This is a genomic window from Paenibacillus sp. PK4536, from assembly GCF_028594455.2.
Lineage (GTDB): Bacteria > Bacillota > Bacilli > Paenibacillales > Paenibacillaceae > Saccharibacillus > Saccharibacillus nuruki.
In genome coordinates, this window is sequence record NZ_CP126313.1 from 1529437 (window position 1) to 1545796 (window position 16360).

Here is a 16360-nt window from a genome sequence, read left to right on the forward strand (position 1 = left end):
TATAACATACTATTCTACAACTTAGGTGATGAACTAAATAATATAAAATATCTTTTGATTGCTATTGATATCTATCCCTCTTTAGCAAAATGGTAAGTCACAGACGACTGAAATAGGGTAATACCATAATGATAGAAGTAAGAGTAAGGAGGTACTGATCCAATGGCGAAAGTAGAAGTGATGCAAGCCGAGCAAGACAAATGGACATGGTATCAAATGAGAGATGCTAAGCTGTTGATGGAGCATCCTGATTTTGATGAACATTTACAAAAATGGGCACAGGAAAGTCTGATGTGTACACATAATCAAATTACTTCTGTTTATTATAAAGAAAAGAATGAAAATTATATCAGCGGAACATTAGCAATCAATATGAATCCAGATCACTGGGAAGATGTTCATATTCTCCATTATTATATTGATGAGAAGCGATTGGTAACGATCGGAGATCCTACATGGCTCTTTCATAATATGGACAATCACGAATGGAATCAGTATATTCTGGGTTGTGATTATCCGGTAGATGGCTTTATGTTTGTCGTTAATGCGATTATTCGTGCTTTTTTCGGACGGATGGATGAGATTGAGATGCAATTGAAAGAGATCGAATTTCAAATGAAAGAAAATAATGGTGGGAAATTGCTACGTGAAATTGTAGATTTGCGCAATCAGATGACACGCTGGAATGTACAGACGGTCGCATTGAAAGAAATTCGGTTTGCGATTGAAGAAGTCTTTCCTGCTCTGGTTAAAGATGCTCAGACATTCCATACTTTAAAAGTCAGATTAGCACGGATTCAAATGCTTCAAACAGCATACGAACATGAAATTGATACATTGCTCAAAATTGATGATAATGTTGCTAATTACCGTTCAAATAATATTATGAAAACATTAACGGTATTTACAGTTCTACTGACACCAATGACAGCATTAGGCGCAATCTGGGGAATGAACTTTAAAAATATGCCTGAATTAGAGTGGAAATGGGGCTACCTCGCTTCACTTATCTTAATCTTTGGACTTACTGGCTTAACCTACTGGTGGCTCAAACGAAAAGGGCTGACTGGCGATATTTTGGATATGAATCTTGAACATACTTCTAAAAAAACACGTAAAAAGACTGTGCACCCTAGCGAATAGATATATAGGATATCTCTTAGAGAAGGGACGTTGATTTATGTATCAGAACATATTGTTAGCGGTAGATGGTTCAGACAATTCATTGCGAGCAACAACAGAAGCGCTCAAATTAATGGAGTTACAACAATATGGTGAGATCGAAGTAGTGTTTGTCGCTGATTTTGGCAAAAGTCGTGATGAAGTCTTACGCTATGGCGATATTGATGAATTAGAACTTTCGAGACGACAAAAGCTTTTTCCCATCGAAGAACTTCTCAAACAGCAACAAACGACATATACGATCAAAGTATTACATGGAGAACCCGGGCAAAGCTTGATCAGACATGCCAATGATCATGGATTCGATCTAGTGGTGATGGGAAGCAGAGGATTGGGTTCTTTTAAAGAAATGGTACTTGGAAGTGTCAGTCATAAAGTCGCTCGTGGTGTGAAATGCCCTGTCCTGATTGTGAAATAATACCAAAAACACGTATACAGATGGAGTGTGTAAAGAATACTCCTGTTCTGTATACGTGTTTTTAAGTTGTTTGGATAGTCTAATATTAAGCGATAAATGCTAACGATTGCCGTACATATCTCTGAATTGTCACTTTTCTATTGTAACCAGATATTATGACTTGGGAACAGATACAGGAACGTATTTGGCAACATCTACAGCAACCTGCTCTAACTTCGCTTTACCTAATAAATGATAGGGTGAAGAAATCGTTACATACCGATCATCTAATTTGAATGTTAACATATCTACTTTATCGGGTTTGTACCATTTTGCTTTTACATTATTGGAATTAGGAAGAGTTACCGTTTTGCCTTTATAACTATATGAATAATCACGTGGAGAGACAGATACCGTCATATATTTAAAAAGAAAAGTTACACCATCGCCCATGCCACTGACTTTGCGGAAAGCATCGCCTTCGATCATACGTGTAGGTACATATGGAGTCTCAAACCCATCAAAATTTGCAAAAGCTTGTGTGATTTTTTTCAATTGAGCGGTAGAGTAATTCACATTGGTTACAGGGTATTGCTTACTCATTGTGGTAGAGCTAGACGTTGTTTCTTTGGGTGTTGTTGTAGAAGTTGTTGCCGCATGTGTAGTCGTAGCACCTGTTAATAGTACTCCTGCGATCACGGAAGTAGCGATCCATTTACTATAGTTCATTATTGTACATCTCCTCTGTGGGGTGGTTTGTTTGTCTTGCCTTTATCTTACTCGTTAAATGTATCTAACTTAAATGCCAATTGTATCCAACTTGTAAATAATGATCATAACTTCGATAATCATTAAAAAACTGTTGCTAATTTATGACGAAGATTTGGTTGTTCGGTAGAGGTAACGATGATAACTTACATATAGTCGATAGATATGCACACACAGATCCTACTTATCCATGTAAAAGGATTCCAAAATAAATAAACAAACATGGAAACTTTTCAGGAGCGGTGTGCGTCTAATAGACGGGGAATAAAAGACAAGCTTGGCAGATAGCGTTTGGCACTATTTCGGGGGAACGAGGATGAATACAAATGAAAAAGAAGATTTGTTCAGCAGTATTAGTTACAGCTTTGACGGTAAGCGGAGGTCTACATACACCATCCGTCAGCGCAGCAACACCTATTAAAATTACAATTGACGGAGTTCAGCTAACAACAGATCAGGCACCTGTAATGTCAGCGAATCGGACGATGGTACCATTAAGAGGTGTTTTCGAAGCGTTAGACGCGAAAGTACTTTGGAAGCAAAGTACCAAAACAGTCACTGCAATCAAAGATGGCACCACGATTGTATTACCTTTAGGTTCTAGAACAGCAACCATCAATGGCAAAAAGGTTACGTTGGATGTACCTGCTAAGTCGATTAAAGGAAGAACGGTTGTACCGTTACGCTTTGTTAGTGAATCGTTAGGCGAGAAAGTAGGCTGGAACGCATCTACGAAGACCGTGAGTATTACGACTACGAATGCCAAGCCGACCACACCCACTACACCAACCACTCCATCGACTTCTATCTCACCTGTACCTTATGTAAATGCCAAAGTTGTAGGACAACAAGGAAATGGAAATGATTTAGAAATTAGCTTTCCGGCTTCTGCTAGCACTAAAGGAATCAGTCAATATCGAATTCTGGTAGTCAAAGCTAATAGTAATACATTTAACGTCAATACAGCATTAACAGTGCCTGCGGCGAATTATACAGGCATTCCGCAAGGCAGTAGCAATTATACAATCACATTAATGCCTCAAGCCCGTGATACAGACGGCGCATTGATTCAGAAAAATGTAAATTACCGTGTCTATGTATTGGCAGTAGGCGCAAGTGGATATAATAGCTCTTTATCTGTAAGTTCACCGAACGTATCTTTGGGCGTTGTGGCTACAGCTTCTGCGATAGCTACAGATGTTAAAGCAAGTGATGTCTCTGACAATGGCGATGGACGAGATTTCTCAGTCAGTTTTACCAGAGCAAGCGATGAGAGTAAATTAAGCAATTACCGTGTGTTTGTTGTAAAAACAACAAGTGCAGGAAGCTTTAGCACAACAGAAGCAGCTAAAATAAGCAATTCTAACTATACAACGATTAACAAAACAGGCTCTAACCCGACTACACGCTTAACGAACACAACGCGTGATACATCTGGTGAGTTAATTACAACAGGAACAGCCTATACTGTATTTGTTATCTCGATCACAAGTGGTGGCGATAATATTGGAATATCCGCAGGTTCTAATTCATTAACATTAGGACGTACAGTAGAAGCACCTTCTATCACTAAAGTAGAAGATGTAAGTAATTTTGCAGACGGACGCGATATTCAAGTGACTTTTACCAAGTCTTCTGAAGAGTCCAAAATCAGTGGCTATCGTGTATTTGTCGTTCGAAGTAAAGTATCTGGAGATTTTGATATTGCGACTGCTAATGGTCTGGCATCTAGTCGATACATCGATGTATCCAAAACAGGTAGCGATCGCACTGTGACGCTAGCAACATCGCTTAAAGACAGTGGTGGAGACACGATTGTGAATGATGTGCCTTATCGTATCTATGTGATGGCGCTTGGTTCAGGTTCTTATGCGAATAGCTTATCTTCCGCATCTTCTACACTGACACTAGAGACAGGTGATCGGACGGTAGGCAATGTGAGTGGCATCGCTGTTAGTGATATTAGCGATTACGGAGATGGACGCGATCTGCAAGTGACATTTAACAAAGCAAGTGATGAAGGATTAGTGAATAATTATCGTGTTATGGTCGTTAAATCGATCAATGCGAGCAAATTCAATCTTTCTACAGCAAATAGCGTATCCAGTTCTAACTATTTGCAAATCAGCAAAAATGGTTCGAATCGTACGGTTGCGTTCAGTGCCGGATCAAAAGATGTAAATGGTGACCTCATTAAAAATGGTACCAATTACCAGGTGTTTGTCTTAACAACAGGTACAGGTAGTGCTTCTGGCAATAACTCATTATCTAGTGCATCTTCTGTTATTACATTAACATCAAATGGCGCAACATCGGCTGTAAATAACGTAGCGACTACCAATAGCGCTTCGACCAATACAGCATCCGATATTACATTTAGTTTTGTACCGGCTAATGATACAGGTATTTCGGAATATCGTGTCTATGTAGTACGTGCAGACCAAGCCGGTTCATTTAATCTCACTACAGCTAACAATACAGCCGCAGCCAATTATACACGTATTGCCAAAACAGCGACTAAAGTGACACAAGCTTTAACCACAAGTACGAAAGACTACAACGGAAATGCGATTGTGAAAGAGGTAGCTTATCGTGTCTATGTATTAAGCGTAGCAGATGGTTCGGTACGCTCGGTTAACACCTTATCTGGCGCATCTAATGACTTTACGATCAAGTCATCAACGGTTGCTCCAGTGACTAATGTTAATGCTAGTGCAACTAATGGAGGAATCAAAGTGACATTCTCCAAACCAGCAGGTGAAAACGGTATTGCTAACTATGCTGTAATGCTAGTACCGTCTGCAAGCTCAAGTAATTTCTCATTGGCAGATGCGAATCGTGTGAGTGAACGCAATTATAAGACAGTAACGCAAGGGGTATATAGCGAGTGGACCTTTACAACCACAGATGTAGATGTAAATGGTGCTGCTATTCGCTCAGGAGTGACGTACAAAGCGTTTGTTCTATCGATTGCTGATGGACGTTCAGCTACAATCAATGCTCTCTCTGTAGCTTCTAGAGAAGCTCAAATGATCACTCAATAAAAGAAAAAAAGATTATTTTTTAAGCAAGCTTTTATCGGTATTCACCGAAAGAGCTTGCTTTTTTCCTATTTCCAGATTGGATAAAGATCGCTAGCGATATCAAAATAATGTGGCTCAATATGTCTATTTTTGGTTATGATAAGTAAGTAAACATCTATCTATTCGCTAGATCATGCAAACTTGCCTCAGGGCGGAAAAGAGGGACATTGATGCAATATGTAAAGTTAGGTCGTACCGGTCTCGATGTATCGCGAATTTGTTTGGGATGTATGAGTTATGGAATACCTGATCGTGGAGCACATCCATGGACCTTAGATGAGCAGAGCAGTCGTCCTTTTATCAAGCAAGCTTTGGAAGCAGGGATTAATTTTTTTGATACAGCCAATGTGTATTCAGATGGTACGAGTGAAGAGATCGTCGGAAAAGCGCTCAAAGAGTATGCAAACCGAGATGAGATCGTTATCGCTACCAAAGTCCATGGCAAAATGCGTCAGGGCGCTAATGGTGGAGGACTTTCTCGCAAAGTCATTATGGCGGAGATTGATCATAGTCTACAACGTCTGGGAACGGATTATGTAGATCTGTATCAGATTCATCGCTGGGACCTGAATACACCTATAGAAGAAACACTAGAAGCTCTTAATGATGTTGTCAAAGCAGGGAAAGCAAGATATATTGGTGCTTCATCTATGGCTTCATGGCAGTTTATGAAAGCTTTAGATATTTCCAAGCAAAATGGCTGGGCACGCTTTGTTTCGATGCAGAACTATGTGAACTTGCTCTATCGAGAAGAAGAACGTGAGATGCTTCCTTTATGCAAAGAAGAAGGCATCGGTGTTATTCCGTGGAGTCCATTGGCACGCGGCCGCTTAACCCGGGATTGGGAAGAAGAGACTTCACGTTCTGAAAGTGATAGCTTTGGTCAAAGTCTTTACAAGGCAAGTGCTGAAGCCGATCGCAAAGTGGTAGAACGAGTGGCAGAGATTGCATCGGAACGTGATATTCCACGCGCGCAAGTCGCTCTAGCATGGGTATTGCAAAAAGAGCCGATTACCGCACCAATTGTAGGAGCAACCAAATTACATCATTTACAAGATGCTGTGGCTGCTGTAGATATAGTATTAACAGAAGACGAGATCAACCGTCTGGAAGAATCATATATTCCGCATCCTGTCACAGGATTCTAATATAAATCAAAAAAACACTCCAACCCTTTTGCACAGAAGGATTGGAGTGTTTTTTGTTTATTATACCTTGGTGACTTAACTTACTTCCGTATGAGGAGCAGTCACTGTTTTATTTTTACCTGTACGCTTTGCCTCATACAGATACGTATCGACTTGTTCAAAGAGTTGCTCTTTGGTCTTCTCCGAGCCATAACTTTGCAGTCCAATACTGACAGTAACGGACTTGCCATTCATTTCAAGATGTTGTAATTCGGCAACACTACTTCGTATACTTTCAACCAGTGCATACGCTTCTTCAAATGTCTGATCGAACAAAAGCAGTGCAAATTCTTCGCCACCATAGCGAGCCGCTATATCGCTAGAAGACATATGTTGCTGAATCACTTGAGAGACTTTGCCAAGAATAGTATCTCCTGCTTGATGACCATACGTATCATTAATGACTTTGAAATCATCAATATCGATCAATGCTAGATGAAGCTTAGCACCTTTGGTCGCATAATCAAAAGCCGTATTATAATAATCTCGAAACGAAATCTGGTTATACAGATTAGTCAGACCATCTGTTTTGGAAAGCTTGCTCATAATAGCATTTTTGACAATTAGATCTTGCTTGGCAGACATGGTTAACTGCAAATCGGCTAGAATTTCTATACCGCTAGCTACAATAATATGAGCGATAAACGTACTTACAATAATAAAAGAAATGACAGCGATAACGTCAAAGGACGAGAGATAGTTGCGAAAATGTGAATCGGCTAGATACAATGAAGTGAATGCGATAAGCTGTAATACAGAAGGAATCCATAACAAGCAACGTCTGAAAAAGACAACAGCTGATAAGATCGGTAACAAACATAGTGCTGTAATAATACGAATATCATAGTTGAGATAAATAATCGTCCATGTGATTAGCGTACTTGCACTGAATAACACGTAAAAAGATAAATGATTCCAACGGATATATATCCATCTTGTAATCAAAGTGACTAAGCTCATCAAAAGAGTAGGCATAATTAGAATATAGATATAGAAATGATAAGCATCATCGTCATAATCTAAAAAGACAAAAGAACCCCACTGAGAGAAAAAGTGGACACCAATGACAATCCAGTATACTTTGAAAAACTGATGTATCCATTTGGACTGTTTATTCATAACATCACCATACAGCCTCAAGATTTAAGATGTGCAATCTTGCACATTCATGTAAAGACAAGTATAAATCATTATACGATCATAAGAAAAGACAAGCTTTACCAAAATAAAAAATATCATTGAAATAGGAGGTATTCATAGATGATCGATTCTATATGGTATTCACAACTCGTCCTAGAAGATTATGCATATGATGTAACAGAAGAGGTGACTTTTGAAGGCGAATATTCTTTGCACATAAACAATCAACAGTTATCTATTCATGTTGAATTTATACAGAGTATTGCGAATGAAGAGGAGATTGAGCATCTAACAGCTCCTTCTATAGTACAGCAACAGTTATGGGAGCATTATATAGAACATTGCGAATCTATTCAGGAGCCAGTATTACAAGCTATATTAAACCATTATCAACACATCGAAGAACAATATCGTCAAGCCTGGCAAATTGATCTGCAAGATCCTGCAACAATAGAAGAAAGAGATCAATCGATTCCGTATATCCAAAATGTTAATCAAATTGCAGATTATATTACACTTCAAGGCTTTTTGATCGGAGATTCACCATCTGGGGATACGTATTACCTTAATTTTCATTGTACATGGGACACAGAACATGGATTAGGAGTCAAAATGGTCAATCATCAACCTGTTCATGTGAGCAGTTTTTATACAGCCTACGATATAGATTAAAGACAATTTACTTTAAAAGTATACGCTTACATTTATTGCTTGAAAGCGATTCAGTTCTGTATGCTCTGGTATAAGTATAAAGTGAGCCTTATGACCTTAGCGATTGCTGACGAAAAATGTCACCATCTAAGATGAAAGATGCGGTTTAGTGAAATTACAAAAATTACCTGATAAAGACGTTGTATTTATTCGTGCAATCGGTTATAATAAGAGTAACGAAAACGTGACTGGTACTCACATATTGTAGAGGGTTGTTATATGGGAAGGCGAAGAGCCTTGTACAATATGTGATTATTCTATTTTATCGGATGTTAATCTTCTGAATAAAGAAGGTCATGTAAATTTAATTTCTTTGGAGGTACTACAATGCAAACAGGTACAGTAAAATGGTTTAATGCAGAAAAAGGATTTGGTTTTATCGAGGTTGAAGGCGGAAGCGACGTATTCGTTCACTTTTCTGCTATCACTGGCGACGGTTTCAAAACTTTGGACGAAGGTCAACGCGTTGAATTCAACGTTGTTGAAGGAAACCGTGGTCCACAAGCTGAGAACGTTGTAAAACTGTAATTCAGTTTATAAGACGCCCTTAACGTTAGTTAAGGGTGTTTTTTTATTCAAATATTTGCAACTTGTGCAAGAACAAATAGATATTACTACTGGGAGGGGACTACACATGTACTATTCACGGAAAAATCCATCGCAAGAGATTCCTACAGCAATGACCGATATATGGGAATGTACGAATCCAGATTGCAAAGGATGGATGAGAGATAACTTTGCACTTGCAGATGTACCGGTTTGTTCACAATGCAAGTCGCCCATGACCCGCGCTCAAAAAGAATTGCCGGTGTTGGATAATACAAGCTATAGTAGACCCAACAAAAAGCGTTAATTCTTATGGAACGTTTATGTAAGAATCATAAAAAAGCATTAGTTTACTGATGGATGATCATAATCCAGAGGTAGACTAATGCTTTTTTTAATAGACATTATGACTACTAAAGAGGATACTTTTACATAAACAACCAAAAATAATAATTAGATTCCAAATATTTAGTCTATTCCTCTTTGCATAAATGATATAACATAGTATACTAAATGATAATAGTAAATCTAAATTGAAGGTGATCGTATGGCAGATAGTTCAATATCGCTCAAACCTCGATATGAGCAGATGTATTTAACATTACGTGATCGTCTACATTCAGGCGAATATACAATAGGCGATAAGATTCCATCAGAGAAAGAATTAATGGAACAATTTGAAGTGAGTCGTATTACTTCCAAAAAAGCACTGGACATGTTAGTACAAGATGGATACATTGTACGGCAACCGGGTAGAGGTTCTTTTGTTATTCATAATGGCAATCATATAGAAGCTATTGAACCTGCTGAAGCTGGCAAACATGATTATAACAATAGACTACGTACAGCAAGTGATCAGATTGTTCTTGGATTGATTATGGAAGATTTCAGTGACAGTTATGGGAAAGAAATGTTGGTCGAAATGGAAAGAACCGCTCAGAAAATGGGTGTGTATTTGATGTTACGACTTTCTTTTTCACAGACTGATATTGAAGAAAATGCGATTCGGATGTTAAGAGATTATGGTGTCGATGGCTTGATTATTTATCCAACTCGCGGACAAATTTTTAATTCTGAAATTCTAAAATTAGTGATTGATCGTTTTCCACATGTACTGGTTGATCGTTATGTCAAAGGCATCGATTCGACGTCGATTAGTACCGATAATGTAGCAGCAGCAAGCTTTGGCACACATTACTTGTTGGATCAAGGACATCGTCATATTGCATTATTAACCTCCAAAGTGACTGATAATGTAGCGATTGAAGAACGAATAGAAGGATTTGTACAAGCTCATGCTGAACGCGGAGTTGTACTGGATCGCTCTTCATGGCTTACCGATATGCACTGGAATAGTAATCAAGAAGAAGATGAACAAGTATTGGTACAACACAATGTAGATATGATTCAACAAATGATTGAAGCTCATCCACAGATTACGGCTCTTTTTGCTATGCAGTATGAACTAGCATTATTTGCCAAAGAAGCGATAGAACATATGGGACTTCATATACCGCAAGATATCTCGATTATCTGCTTTGATAGTCCTCAAGCTAGTGCGGCGTTATATCCGTTTACACATATGGAACAAGACCAACAATCGTTAGGTAGACTGGCGATCGAAAATGTACTCGCACTGATCGAAGGAGCAACATTACCGAGTAAAATTTCGTTACAAGCTAATCTGGTTCATGGTCATTCCGTGACCAAAGCGTCTGTTCGTTCATAAGTTATGGTTAGAAGATGTATCTTGCTTATACAGAGGATACATCTTTTTTGTATATCTATACATTTATAGTTCTTAATATTTTTCTTTAATAACATAATATAATGTATTGACATGTTAATAAGCTGTGATCTATTATATAGCTATAAATGTAAGCGCTTAAAAAAGGGAGGATTGCAATGAATGATATAGGAGATGGAGTATTGCCATTATCTGTCCAGCAATTAATTACAGAGGTCGAAGAACATTTACAAGAACGTCCCAAGCTTGCACGAATGTTCAAAAATGGGATCAGTAATACATTGACGACGACGCTCAAGCCTTTAGAAGATGGAACCGTATTTGTGATTACAGGGGATATTCCAGCGATGTGGTTGCGGGATTCAGCAGCTCAGGTCAGACCTTATCTGATATTGGCGAATAAAGATGAAGCATTAAGCGAACTCGTTACTAATGTAGTCAAGCGGCAGATACATTATATTCATCTTGATCCGTATGCCAATGCTTTTAACGAAGAAGCCAATAACAATGGACATCAAGAAGACAAGACACAGATGAGCGCATGGATCTGGGAACGTAAATATGAGATTGATTCGCTTTGCTACCCGATTCAGTTAGCTTATCTACTCTGGCGCACGACAGGAAGAACAGATCATTTCGATGAACATTTTCAAAAAGCTTGTCATATTATTATGACATTATGGCATACAGAACAGAGGCATAGTGAACAGTCACCTTACACCTTTGAACGTGTAGATTGCCCTGAATCAGATACGCTTCCACATGAAGGTAAAGGTAATCCAGTAGGATTTACAGGCATGACATGGTCAGGTTTTCGTCCAAGTGATGATGCTTGTCAGTACGGATATTTGATTCCTTCGAATATGTTTGCTGTCGTGGTACTCGGTTATATGGAACAGATCGCAAGCGAAGTGTATCAAGATCAGGAATGGGTCGTCAAAGCCTCTTTGTTAAAAACACAGATTCAAGCAGGTATCGAGCAATATGGGATTGTAGATCATCCAGAATTCGGACGGATGTATGCATATGAGACAGATGGTCTGGGCAATCACAATCTGATGGATGATGCGAATGTACCTAGCTTATTGTCACTTCCTTATCTAGGATATTGCACACTTGATGATCCACTGTATCAAAATACAAGAAAGTTTATACTCAGTCAGCACAATCCTTATTATTACAGCGGTACAGCTGCTCAAGGGATTGGTAGTCCTCACACTCCTCCTCATTATATATGGCATATTTCATTAGCGATGCAAGCTTTAACATCCCAAGATCAACAAGAAATTCTTTCTTTATTACACACGCTGGAACAGACAGATGCAGGCACTGATTTTTTACACGAAGGATTTCATATGGATCGACCGGAGGAATATACACGTGAATGGTTTTCATGGGCCAATTCGTTATTTAGCGAAGTGATCTTAACCTACTGCGGGTATACGGTGCCAAGCGGTAAAATTCAGTCATCCTAAATTAGATCAGCGATCAGTATCAAGCCATATTTTAAATTACACCTTAGATGTCACATGATGTTGTACCCAGAACCAACGATAAGGGAGCGATAACAATGGCAAAAGGCAAACGCAAATGGATGACAGGTTTATTGGTAAGTCTGACCGTTTTAACAGCAGCTTGTTCGAATAACAGTGCAGGAACGAGTGCTTCAGGTGGAGATTCTTCTAACAAAGTCGTCAAAGTCGCTTATGGAAAATGGAATGAAACAGATAACTGGGGCAAATGGCTAACCAGTGTGAAAACAGAATTTGAGAAAGCACATCCGGGTGTAACCGTTGAACTGCAACCGATTCAAGGAGCCCAATATGCGACTAAAATTCCTTTATTGATGTCTGATCCAAGTAGCGCTCCTGAAGTACTGGCTGAAGATTCTTTTATGATCAATGCAGATAGCGAAGCAGGATATTTGGAACCGCTTAAAGTAGATAGCTGGTCAGATTGGAGTAATTTTAACGAAGCGATCAAAGCCGCAGCGAAAGGAAAAGATGATAAAACGTATGGTGTACCCTTTTCGACAGATGTACGTGGATTGTATTACAACAAAGAACTATTTAAAAAAGCAGGATTACCTGTACCGTGGGAACCTAAAAACTGGCAAGACATTTTGACAGCTTCCCAGACGATTCATGAGAAATTACCAGATATTATTCCGTTCTGGATGAACTCCGGTAAAGCTGGGCAAGAAGCTACAACGATGCAGACATTTGAAATGTTGTTATACGGTACAGCCAATCCATTATATGAAAATGGTAAATGGATCACACAAAGTCCGGGTATCTTAAGTTCACTTAACTTTATTAACAATATCTATTCCAATGGCTTTGGACCACCACTGTCTCAAGTACTGACTGCACAAGCAGGGCAAGTATTAGAAACGGATCTAATGCCAAATCAAAAAGTAGCTATCGCGCTAAATGGTAACTGGTTAACAGGAACATGGGCAGCTTCAGGAAGCAAACCATGGCCAGAAGCATTAGACGTCTATGATTTTGTAAAAATGCCAACCGAAAATGGACAAGCACCTGGATTCACTTCTATGTCCGGTGGATGGACACTTGCTGTAGGTGCCAAATCTGTTGAAAAAGAATTGGGTTGGGAATTTATCCAATTGGCGATCAATGAAAAGCACAATAAAGAATTTGCGATGTTAGACGGTGCTTTAACACCTCGCCTTGATGTAGCGAAAGACAAAGAGTATAGCGAGCAACCGGGCACGTTGTATGCCAAAGCCGCAGATTTCATTACGTATACTCATGTTCGTCCAAGTACTGCTGATTATCCTGTGGTTTCTACAGCTATTCAAGAAATGGTTGAAAAAGTAGTTACCCAAGGAGCTAGCCCTCAAGACGCTATGACTCAATATGCGCAAAGTGTAGAACGTAGTGTAGGCGCAGATAAAACAGAGACCAAATAAAGTAACCTATCAATTCATCTATCCGCTGACAGATCAGGTTGAGTAACGGCAGAGTATAGCCGATCAGCCTGATCTGCTCGTGAGGATAGAAGGCTGTGTTTAAAGGAGGAATCCAGATGGAAGCGTCACATCCGCGTGTGTCCAAACCCAAACGCAACGGAGGTGGTGAGCAGTGGCGGGCAGCTTTATTTTTATCGCCTAGCTGGTTGCTTTTGTTGCTGTTCTTTTTTGTACCGACGATTTTAACCTTTTATTTTGCATTTACGAATATGGCACTTACAGGTGCAACAGCAGCCAAAACGGAATTTATCGGGTTCGAGAACTTTAAATATATGTTTCAGGATGCTAACTTTCGAACTTCCGTGTGGAATACCCTTATTTTTCTAATCTTCTCCGCAGTGATCGGGCAACAGGTGATGGGCTTTATTATCGCTGTATTGATGAACGGTCGCAAACAGTGGTTCCGCAGTGTGATTGGTTCGATTGTTATTGCTGGTTGGGTCGCTCCCGAAGTGGTATGTGCGTTTGTATGGTTTGCTTTTTTGAACGATACAGGTACAGTCAATGCGGCAATTGAATCACTAGGGATGAAGCCAGTGGCATGGTTGTATACATTTCCAATGGTATCAGTGATTGTCGCTAATATCTGGCATGGAACAGCCTTTTCTATGATGGTATTCCAAGCGGCATTAGGAGATGTCCCTAAAGAAGTCGAAGAATCAGCTATGATCGATGGTGCTTCGGCATGGCAACGTATGATTCGTATTACGTTACCGATGATTATCGGATCAGTGACTACCAATATGGTACTGGTTACGCTACAGACACTCGGTTCATTTACATTAATCTATGCGTTGACCGGTGGTGGACCGGGTATGGCGACTGAGACGTTGCCAATCTATATGTATCATCAAGCTTTTGTAAATTATCAGTTAGGTTATGGCACAGCAATCTCGCTAATGTTGCTAGTGATCGGGATTGTAGCCAGTCTACTGTACATGAGGATGTTGAAAGTGAAGTTATAAAGGAGGAGAGACCATGAGCAGTCTAAATCTTGGCAAACGGCGTAAAATGAATCGGTTTGTGATCGCGCGTACGTTGCCTTATATTATTCTCTCTCTAATTGGTTTGTTATTTCTATTACCATTATTATGGTTATTGTTTGCATCGCTTGATCAAAATGCAACATTAGCGCTCAAAATTCCAAGTGCATTGACGTTAGATAATTACGTTTCTACTGTTACTAATACCGATAATCAGAAATCATTTGGTAATGGATTGATACTGGCAGTAGGTCAAGCTTTGCTGGTTGTGGTTGTGGCTGGACTGGCTTCGTATCCATTGTCCCGCTATCAATTGAAGTACAAGCGTTCATTTATGTATATTATTCTGTTCGCTACAGGTTTGCCGATTACAGCGGTAATGGTTCCTGTGTATCAATTTTTTATCTATTTTAGAATGCAGGATTCGCTCTTTTTTACCGTCTTATTTTTGACAGCATCGGCGCTTCCGTATTCGATCTGGATGATGAAGAATTTTATGGACTCTGTGCCTCTTGAACTGGAAGAAGCGGCATGGGTCGATGGAGCTTCGATCTGGACTACACTTCGTCTGGTTGTTGTACCGTTAATGTTACCCGGTATTTTTACTGTAGGTATTTTCGCTTTTGCAGGAAGCTGGGGAAATTTCCTTGTTCCGTTTATTTTATTGCAAAGTCCAGAGAAATTGCCTGCCGCAGTTACGATTTATCAATACTTCGGGCAAAATGGTCTGGTACAATATGGTACGCTTGCTTCGTTCTCGATCATTTATACGATTCCAGCCGTAGCTTTATACATCATTGGACAGCGTTACATGTCTCAAGGATTTAGCTTTGGTGGAGCGAATAAAGGTTGATTGTAGGCAGATAAAAAGTTAAAAAAACATCTTCTATTTTTAATATAGAAGATGTTTTTTTATTAAGCTAATGTTTCCATCATAGTATAGAAATATTTATTGTCGCCTGTAGTGAAATAGGTATACCATGCTTCTAACGTTTGCTTTTTAAATACATCTAGCAAGGCAATCACTTCACGTGCTAACAAAATGCCACCTGCGGCACTCGTAGTAATAAGATTACCATCTACAACGATTTTTTCGTCTCTATAATGGGCAGCTCCTCTATAATCAGGACAGAACATAGTCAAATACTCCAACCCGTTGCTTGTGTGTGCACGATCATCTAATAGACCTGAATCGGCAAGCGCTGTGGTCGCTCCACATATTGCAGCAACATTGCCACCTTTATCTAGCAATTGTTTTGCTTTTTCGATCATCGGTAAGTGTATGGGGTCTTTCCATGTATCTGCTCCAGGTAGAAGTAGTATGGCTGAAGTATCATGTGTGATATCTTCTACAAGTAGATCAGGAACAATAGTCATCCCTCCTTTTGTCTTGATCGAATGTTTGGAGGCTCCTACCAATTTAACAGGAATACGACTTCCTTTATCTTTAAAATATTGACCTGAGTTAAGTTCAGCTATCACATAACCAAGTTCCCAATCTGCCATCGAATCGAGTATATAAGCATAAGCGTATTTCATTTTTTCCTCCTAGTAATCTATGTTTTCTTAATTCATCATAGCTTTCTAATACTGACAACAGTATGTCAGTGATTTTTGTATGTAT

Annotated in this window: 15 protein-coding genes; 12 read left to right on the plus strand and 3 right to left on the minus strand. The window is 39.3% G+C overall.

Going from position 1 to position 16360, the window contains the following annotated elements; translation table 11 throughout:
• Positions 1-162 precede the first annotated feature (162 nt).
• A complete protein-coding gene (locus PO903_RS06990; protein WP_137224535.1) occupies positions 163-1143 on the plus strand; it encodes a magnesium transporter CorA family protein in 981 nt (326 codons plus the stop codon).
• Positions 1144-1180: 37 nt separating this feature from the next.
• Positions 1181-1600, plus strand: a complete 420-nt coding sequence (locus PO903_RS06995; protein WP_069329663.1) for a universal stress protein — start codon at positions 1181-1183, stop codon at positions 1598-1600.
• Between the two features lie 153 nt (positions 1601-1753).
• On the opposite strand, the gene PO903_RS07000 is transcribed toward PO903_RS06995, so the two are convergent.
• A complete protein-coding gene (locus PO903_RS07000; RefSeq protein ID WP_273592982.1) occupies positions 1754-2308 on the minus strand; it encodes a hypothetical protein in 555 nt (184 codons plus the stop codon).
• Positions 2309-2673: 365 nt separating this feature from the next.
• Here PO903_RS07000 and PO903_RS07005 point away from each other — a divergent pair, with 365 nt between their 5' ends.
• A complete protein-coding gene (locus PO903_RS07005; RefSeq protein ID WP_273592983.1) occupies positions 2674-5391 on the plus strand; it encodes a copper amine oxidase N-terminal domain-containing protein in 2718 nt (905 codons plus the stop codon).
• A 209-nt stretch (positions 5392-5600) separates the two neighbouring features.
• Positions 5601-6578, plus strand: coding sequence for an aldo/keto reductase (locus tag PO903_RS07010; RefSeq protein ID WP_273592984.1), 978 nt, complete (start codon positions 5601-5603; stop codon positions 6576-6578).
• A 75-nt stretch (positions 6579-6653) separates the two neighbouring features.
• Here PO903_RS07010 and PO903_RS07015 read toward each other — a convergent pair whose 3' ends face one another.
• A complete protein-coding gene (locus tag PO903_RS07015; protein ID WP_273592985.1) occupies positions 6654-7736 on the minus strand; it encodes a GGDEF domain-containing protein in 1083 nt (360 codons plus the stop codon).
• 141 nt (positions 7737-7877) lie between these two features.
• Here PO903_RS07015 and PO903_RS07020 point away from each other — a divergent pair, with 141 nt between their 5' ends.
• The 8 genes from PO903_RS07020 to PO903_RS07055 all read left to right on the plus strand — a co-directional run bounded on the left by PO903_RS07020 (position 7878) and on the right by PO903_RS07055 (position 15589).
• Positions 7878-8429 (plus strand): DUF6985 domain-containing protein, encoded by a 552-nt coding sequence (locus PO903_RS07020; protein ID WP_273592986.1) that lies wholly within the window; start codon positions 7878-7880, stop codon positions 8427-8429.
• Positions 8430-8795: 366 nt separating this feature from the next.
• Positions 8796-8996 carry a cold-shock protein gene (locus PO903_RS07025; protein WP_069329657.1) on the plus strand — a complete coding sequence of 67 codons (201 nt, stop codon included), beginning with the start codon at positions 8796-8798 and terminating at the stop codon, positions 8994-8996.
• A 106-nt stretch (positions 8997-9102) separates the two neighbouring features.
• The gene (locus PO903_RS07030; protein ID WP_069329656.1) at positions 9103-9321 is read left to right on the plus strand and encodes a cold-shock protein; all 219 of its coding nucleotides are present in this window, start codon (positions 9103-9105) and stop codon (positions 9319-9321) included.
• Between the two features lie 240 nt (positions 9322-9561).
• Complete coding sequence (locus PO903_RS07035) at positions 9562-10743, plus strand: GntR family transcriptional regulator (protein WP_273592987.1); 1182 nt, start codon at positions 9562-9564, stop codon at positions 10741-10743.
• A gap of 176 nt (positions 10744-10919) precedes the next feature.
• Complete coding sequence (locus tag PO903_RS07040; protein ID WP_273592988.1) at positions 10920-12236, plus strand: glycoside hydrolase family 125 protein; 1317 nt, start codon at positions 10920-10922, stop codon at positions 12234-12236.
• Between the two features lie 95 nt (positions 12237-12331).
• Positions 12332-13693: an extracellular solute-binding protein gene (locus tag PO903_RS07045; RefSeq protein ID WP_273592989.1), complete on the plus strand. Its 1362-nt coding sequence runs from the start codon at positions 12332-12334 to the stop codon at positions 13691-13693.
• A 116-nt stretch (positions 13694-13809) separates the two neighbouring features.
• The gene (locus PO903_RS07050) at positions 13810-14718 is read left to right on the plus strand and encodes a carbohydrate ABC transporter permease (protein ID WP_069329652.1); all 909 of its coding nucleotides are present in this window, start codon (positions 13810-13812) and stop codon (positions 14716-14718) included.
• Between the two features lie 13 nt (positions 14719-14731).
• Entirely contained in the window at positions 14732-15589 is an 858-nt protein-coding gene (locus PO903_RS07055; RefSeq protein WP_371748122.1) for a carbohydrate ABC transporter permease, read from the plus strand.
• Between the two features lie 62 nt (positions 15590-15651).
• Here PO903_RS07055 and PO903_RS07060 read toward each other — a convergent pair whose 3' ends face one another.
• Entirely contained in the window at positions 15652-16275 is a 624-nt protein-coding gene (locus PO903_RS07060; RefSeq protein WP_273592990.1) for a DJ-1/PfpI family protein, read from the minus strand.
• Positions 16276-16360 lie beyond the last annotated feature (85 nt).

What these genes read in the sequence shown, in the direction of transcription:
- PO903_RS07025 (WP_069329657.1), top strand. Translation starts at nt 8,796, where the DNA reads ATGCAAACAGGTACAGTAAAATGGTTTAATGCAGAAAAAGGATTTGGT.
- PO903_RS07040 (WP_273592988.1), top strand. Translation starts at nt 10,920, where the DNA reads ATGAATGATATAGGAGATGGAGTATTGCCATTATCTGTCCAGCAATTA.
- PO903_RS07000 (WP_273592982.1), bottom strand. Translation starts at nt 2,308, where the DNA reads ATGAACTATAGTAAATGGATCGCTACTTCCGTGATCGCAGGAGTACTA.
- PO903_RS07055 (WP_371748122.1), top strand. Translation starts at nt 14,732, where the DNA reads ATGAGCAGTCTAAATCTTGGCAAACGGCGTAAAATGAATCGGTTTGTG.
- PO903_RS07020 (WP_273592986.1), top strand. Translation starts at nt 7,878, where the DNA reads ATGATCGATTCTATATGGTATTCACAACTCGTCCTAGAAGATTATGCA.
- PO903_RS07045 (WP_273592989.1), top strand. Translation starts at nt 12,332, where the DNA reads ATGGCAAAAGGCAAACGCAAATGGATGACAGGTTTATTGGTAAGTCTG.
- PO903_RS07050 (WP_069329652.1), top strand. Translation starts at nt 13,810, where the DNA reads ATGGAAGCGTCACATCCGCGTGTGTCCAAACCCAAACGCAACGGAGGT.
- PO903_RS07060 (WP_273592990.1), bottom strand. Translation starts at nt 16,275, where the DNA reads ATGAAATACGCTTATGCTTATATACTCGATTCGATGGCAGATTGGGAA.
- PO903_RS06990 (WP_137224535.1), top strand. Translation starts at nt 163, where the DNA reads ATGGCGAAAGTAGAAGTGATGCAAGCCGAGCAAGACAAATGGACATGG.
- PO903_RS07030 (WP_069329656.1), top strand. Translation starts at nt 9,103, where the DNA reads ATGTACTATTCACGGAAAAATCCATCGCAAGAGATTCCTACAGCAATG.
- PO903_RS06995 (WP_069329663.1), top strand. Translation starts at nt 1,181, where the DNA reads ATGTATCAGAACATATTGTTAGCGGTAGATGGTTCAGACAATTCATTG.
- PO903_RS07005 (WP_273592983.1), top strand. Translation starts at nt 2,674, where the DNA reads ATGAAAAAGAAGATTTGTTCAGCAGTATTAGTTACAGCTTTGACGGTA.
- PO903_RS07015 (WP_273592985.1), bottom strand. Translation starts at nt 7,736, where the DNA reads ATGAATAAACAGTCCAAATGGATACATCAGTTTTTCAAAGTATACTGG.
- PO903_RS07010 (WP_273592984.1), top strand. Translation starts at nt 5,601, where the DNA reads ATGCAATATGTAAAGTTAGGTCGTACCGGTCTCGATGTATCGCGAATT.
- PO903_RS07035 (WP_273592987.1), top strand. Translation starts at nt 9,562, where the DNA reads ATGGCAGATAGTTCAATATCGCTCAAACCTCGATATGAGCAGATGTAT.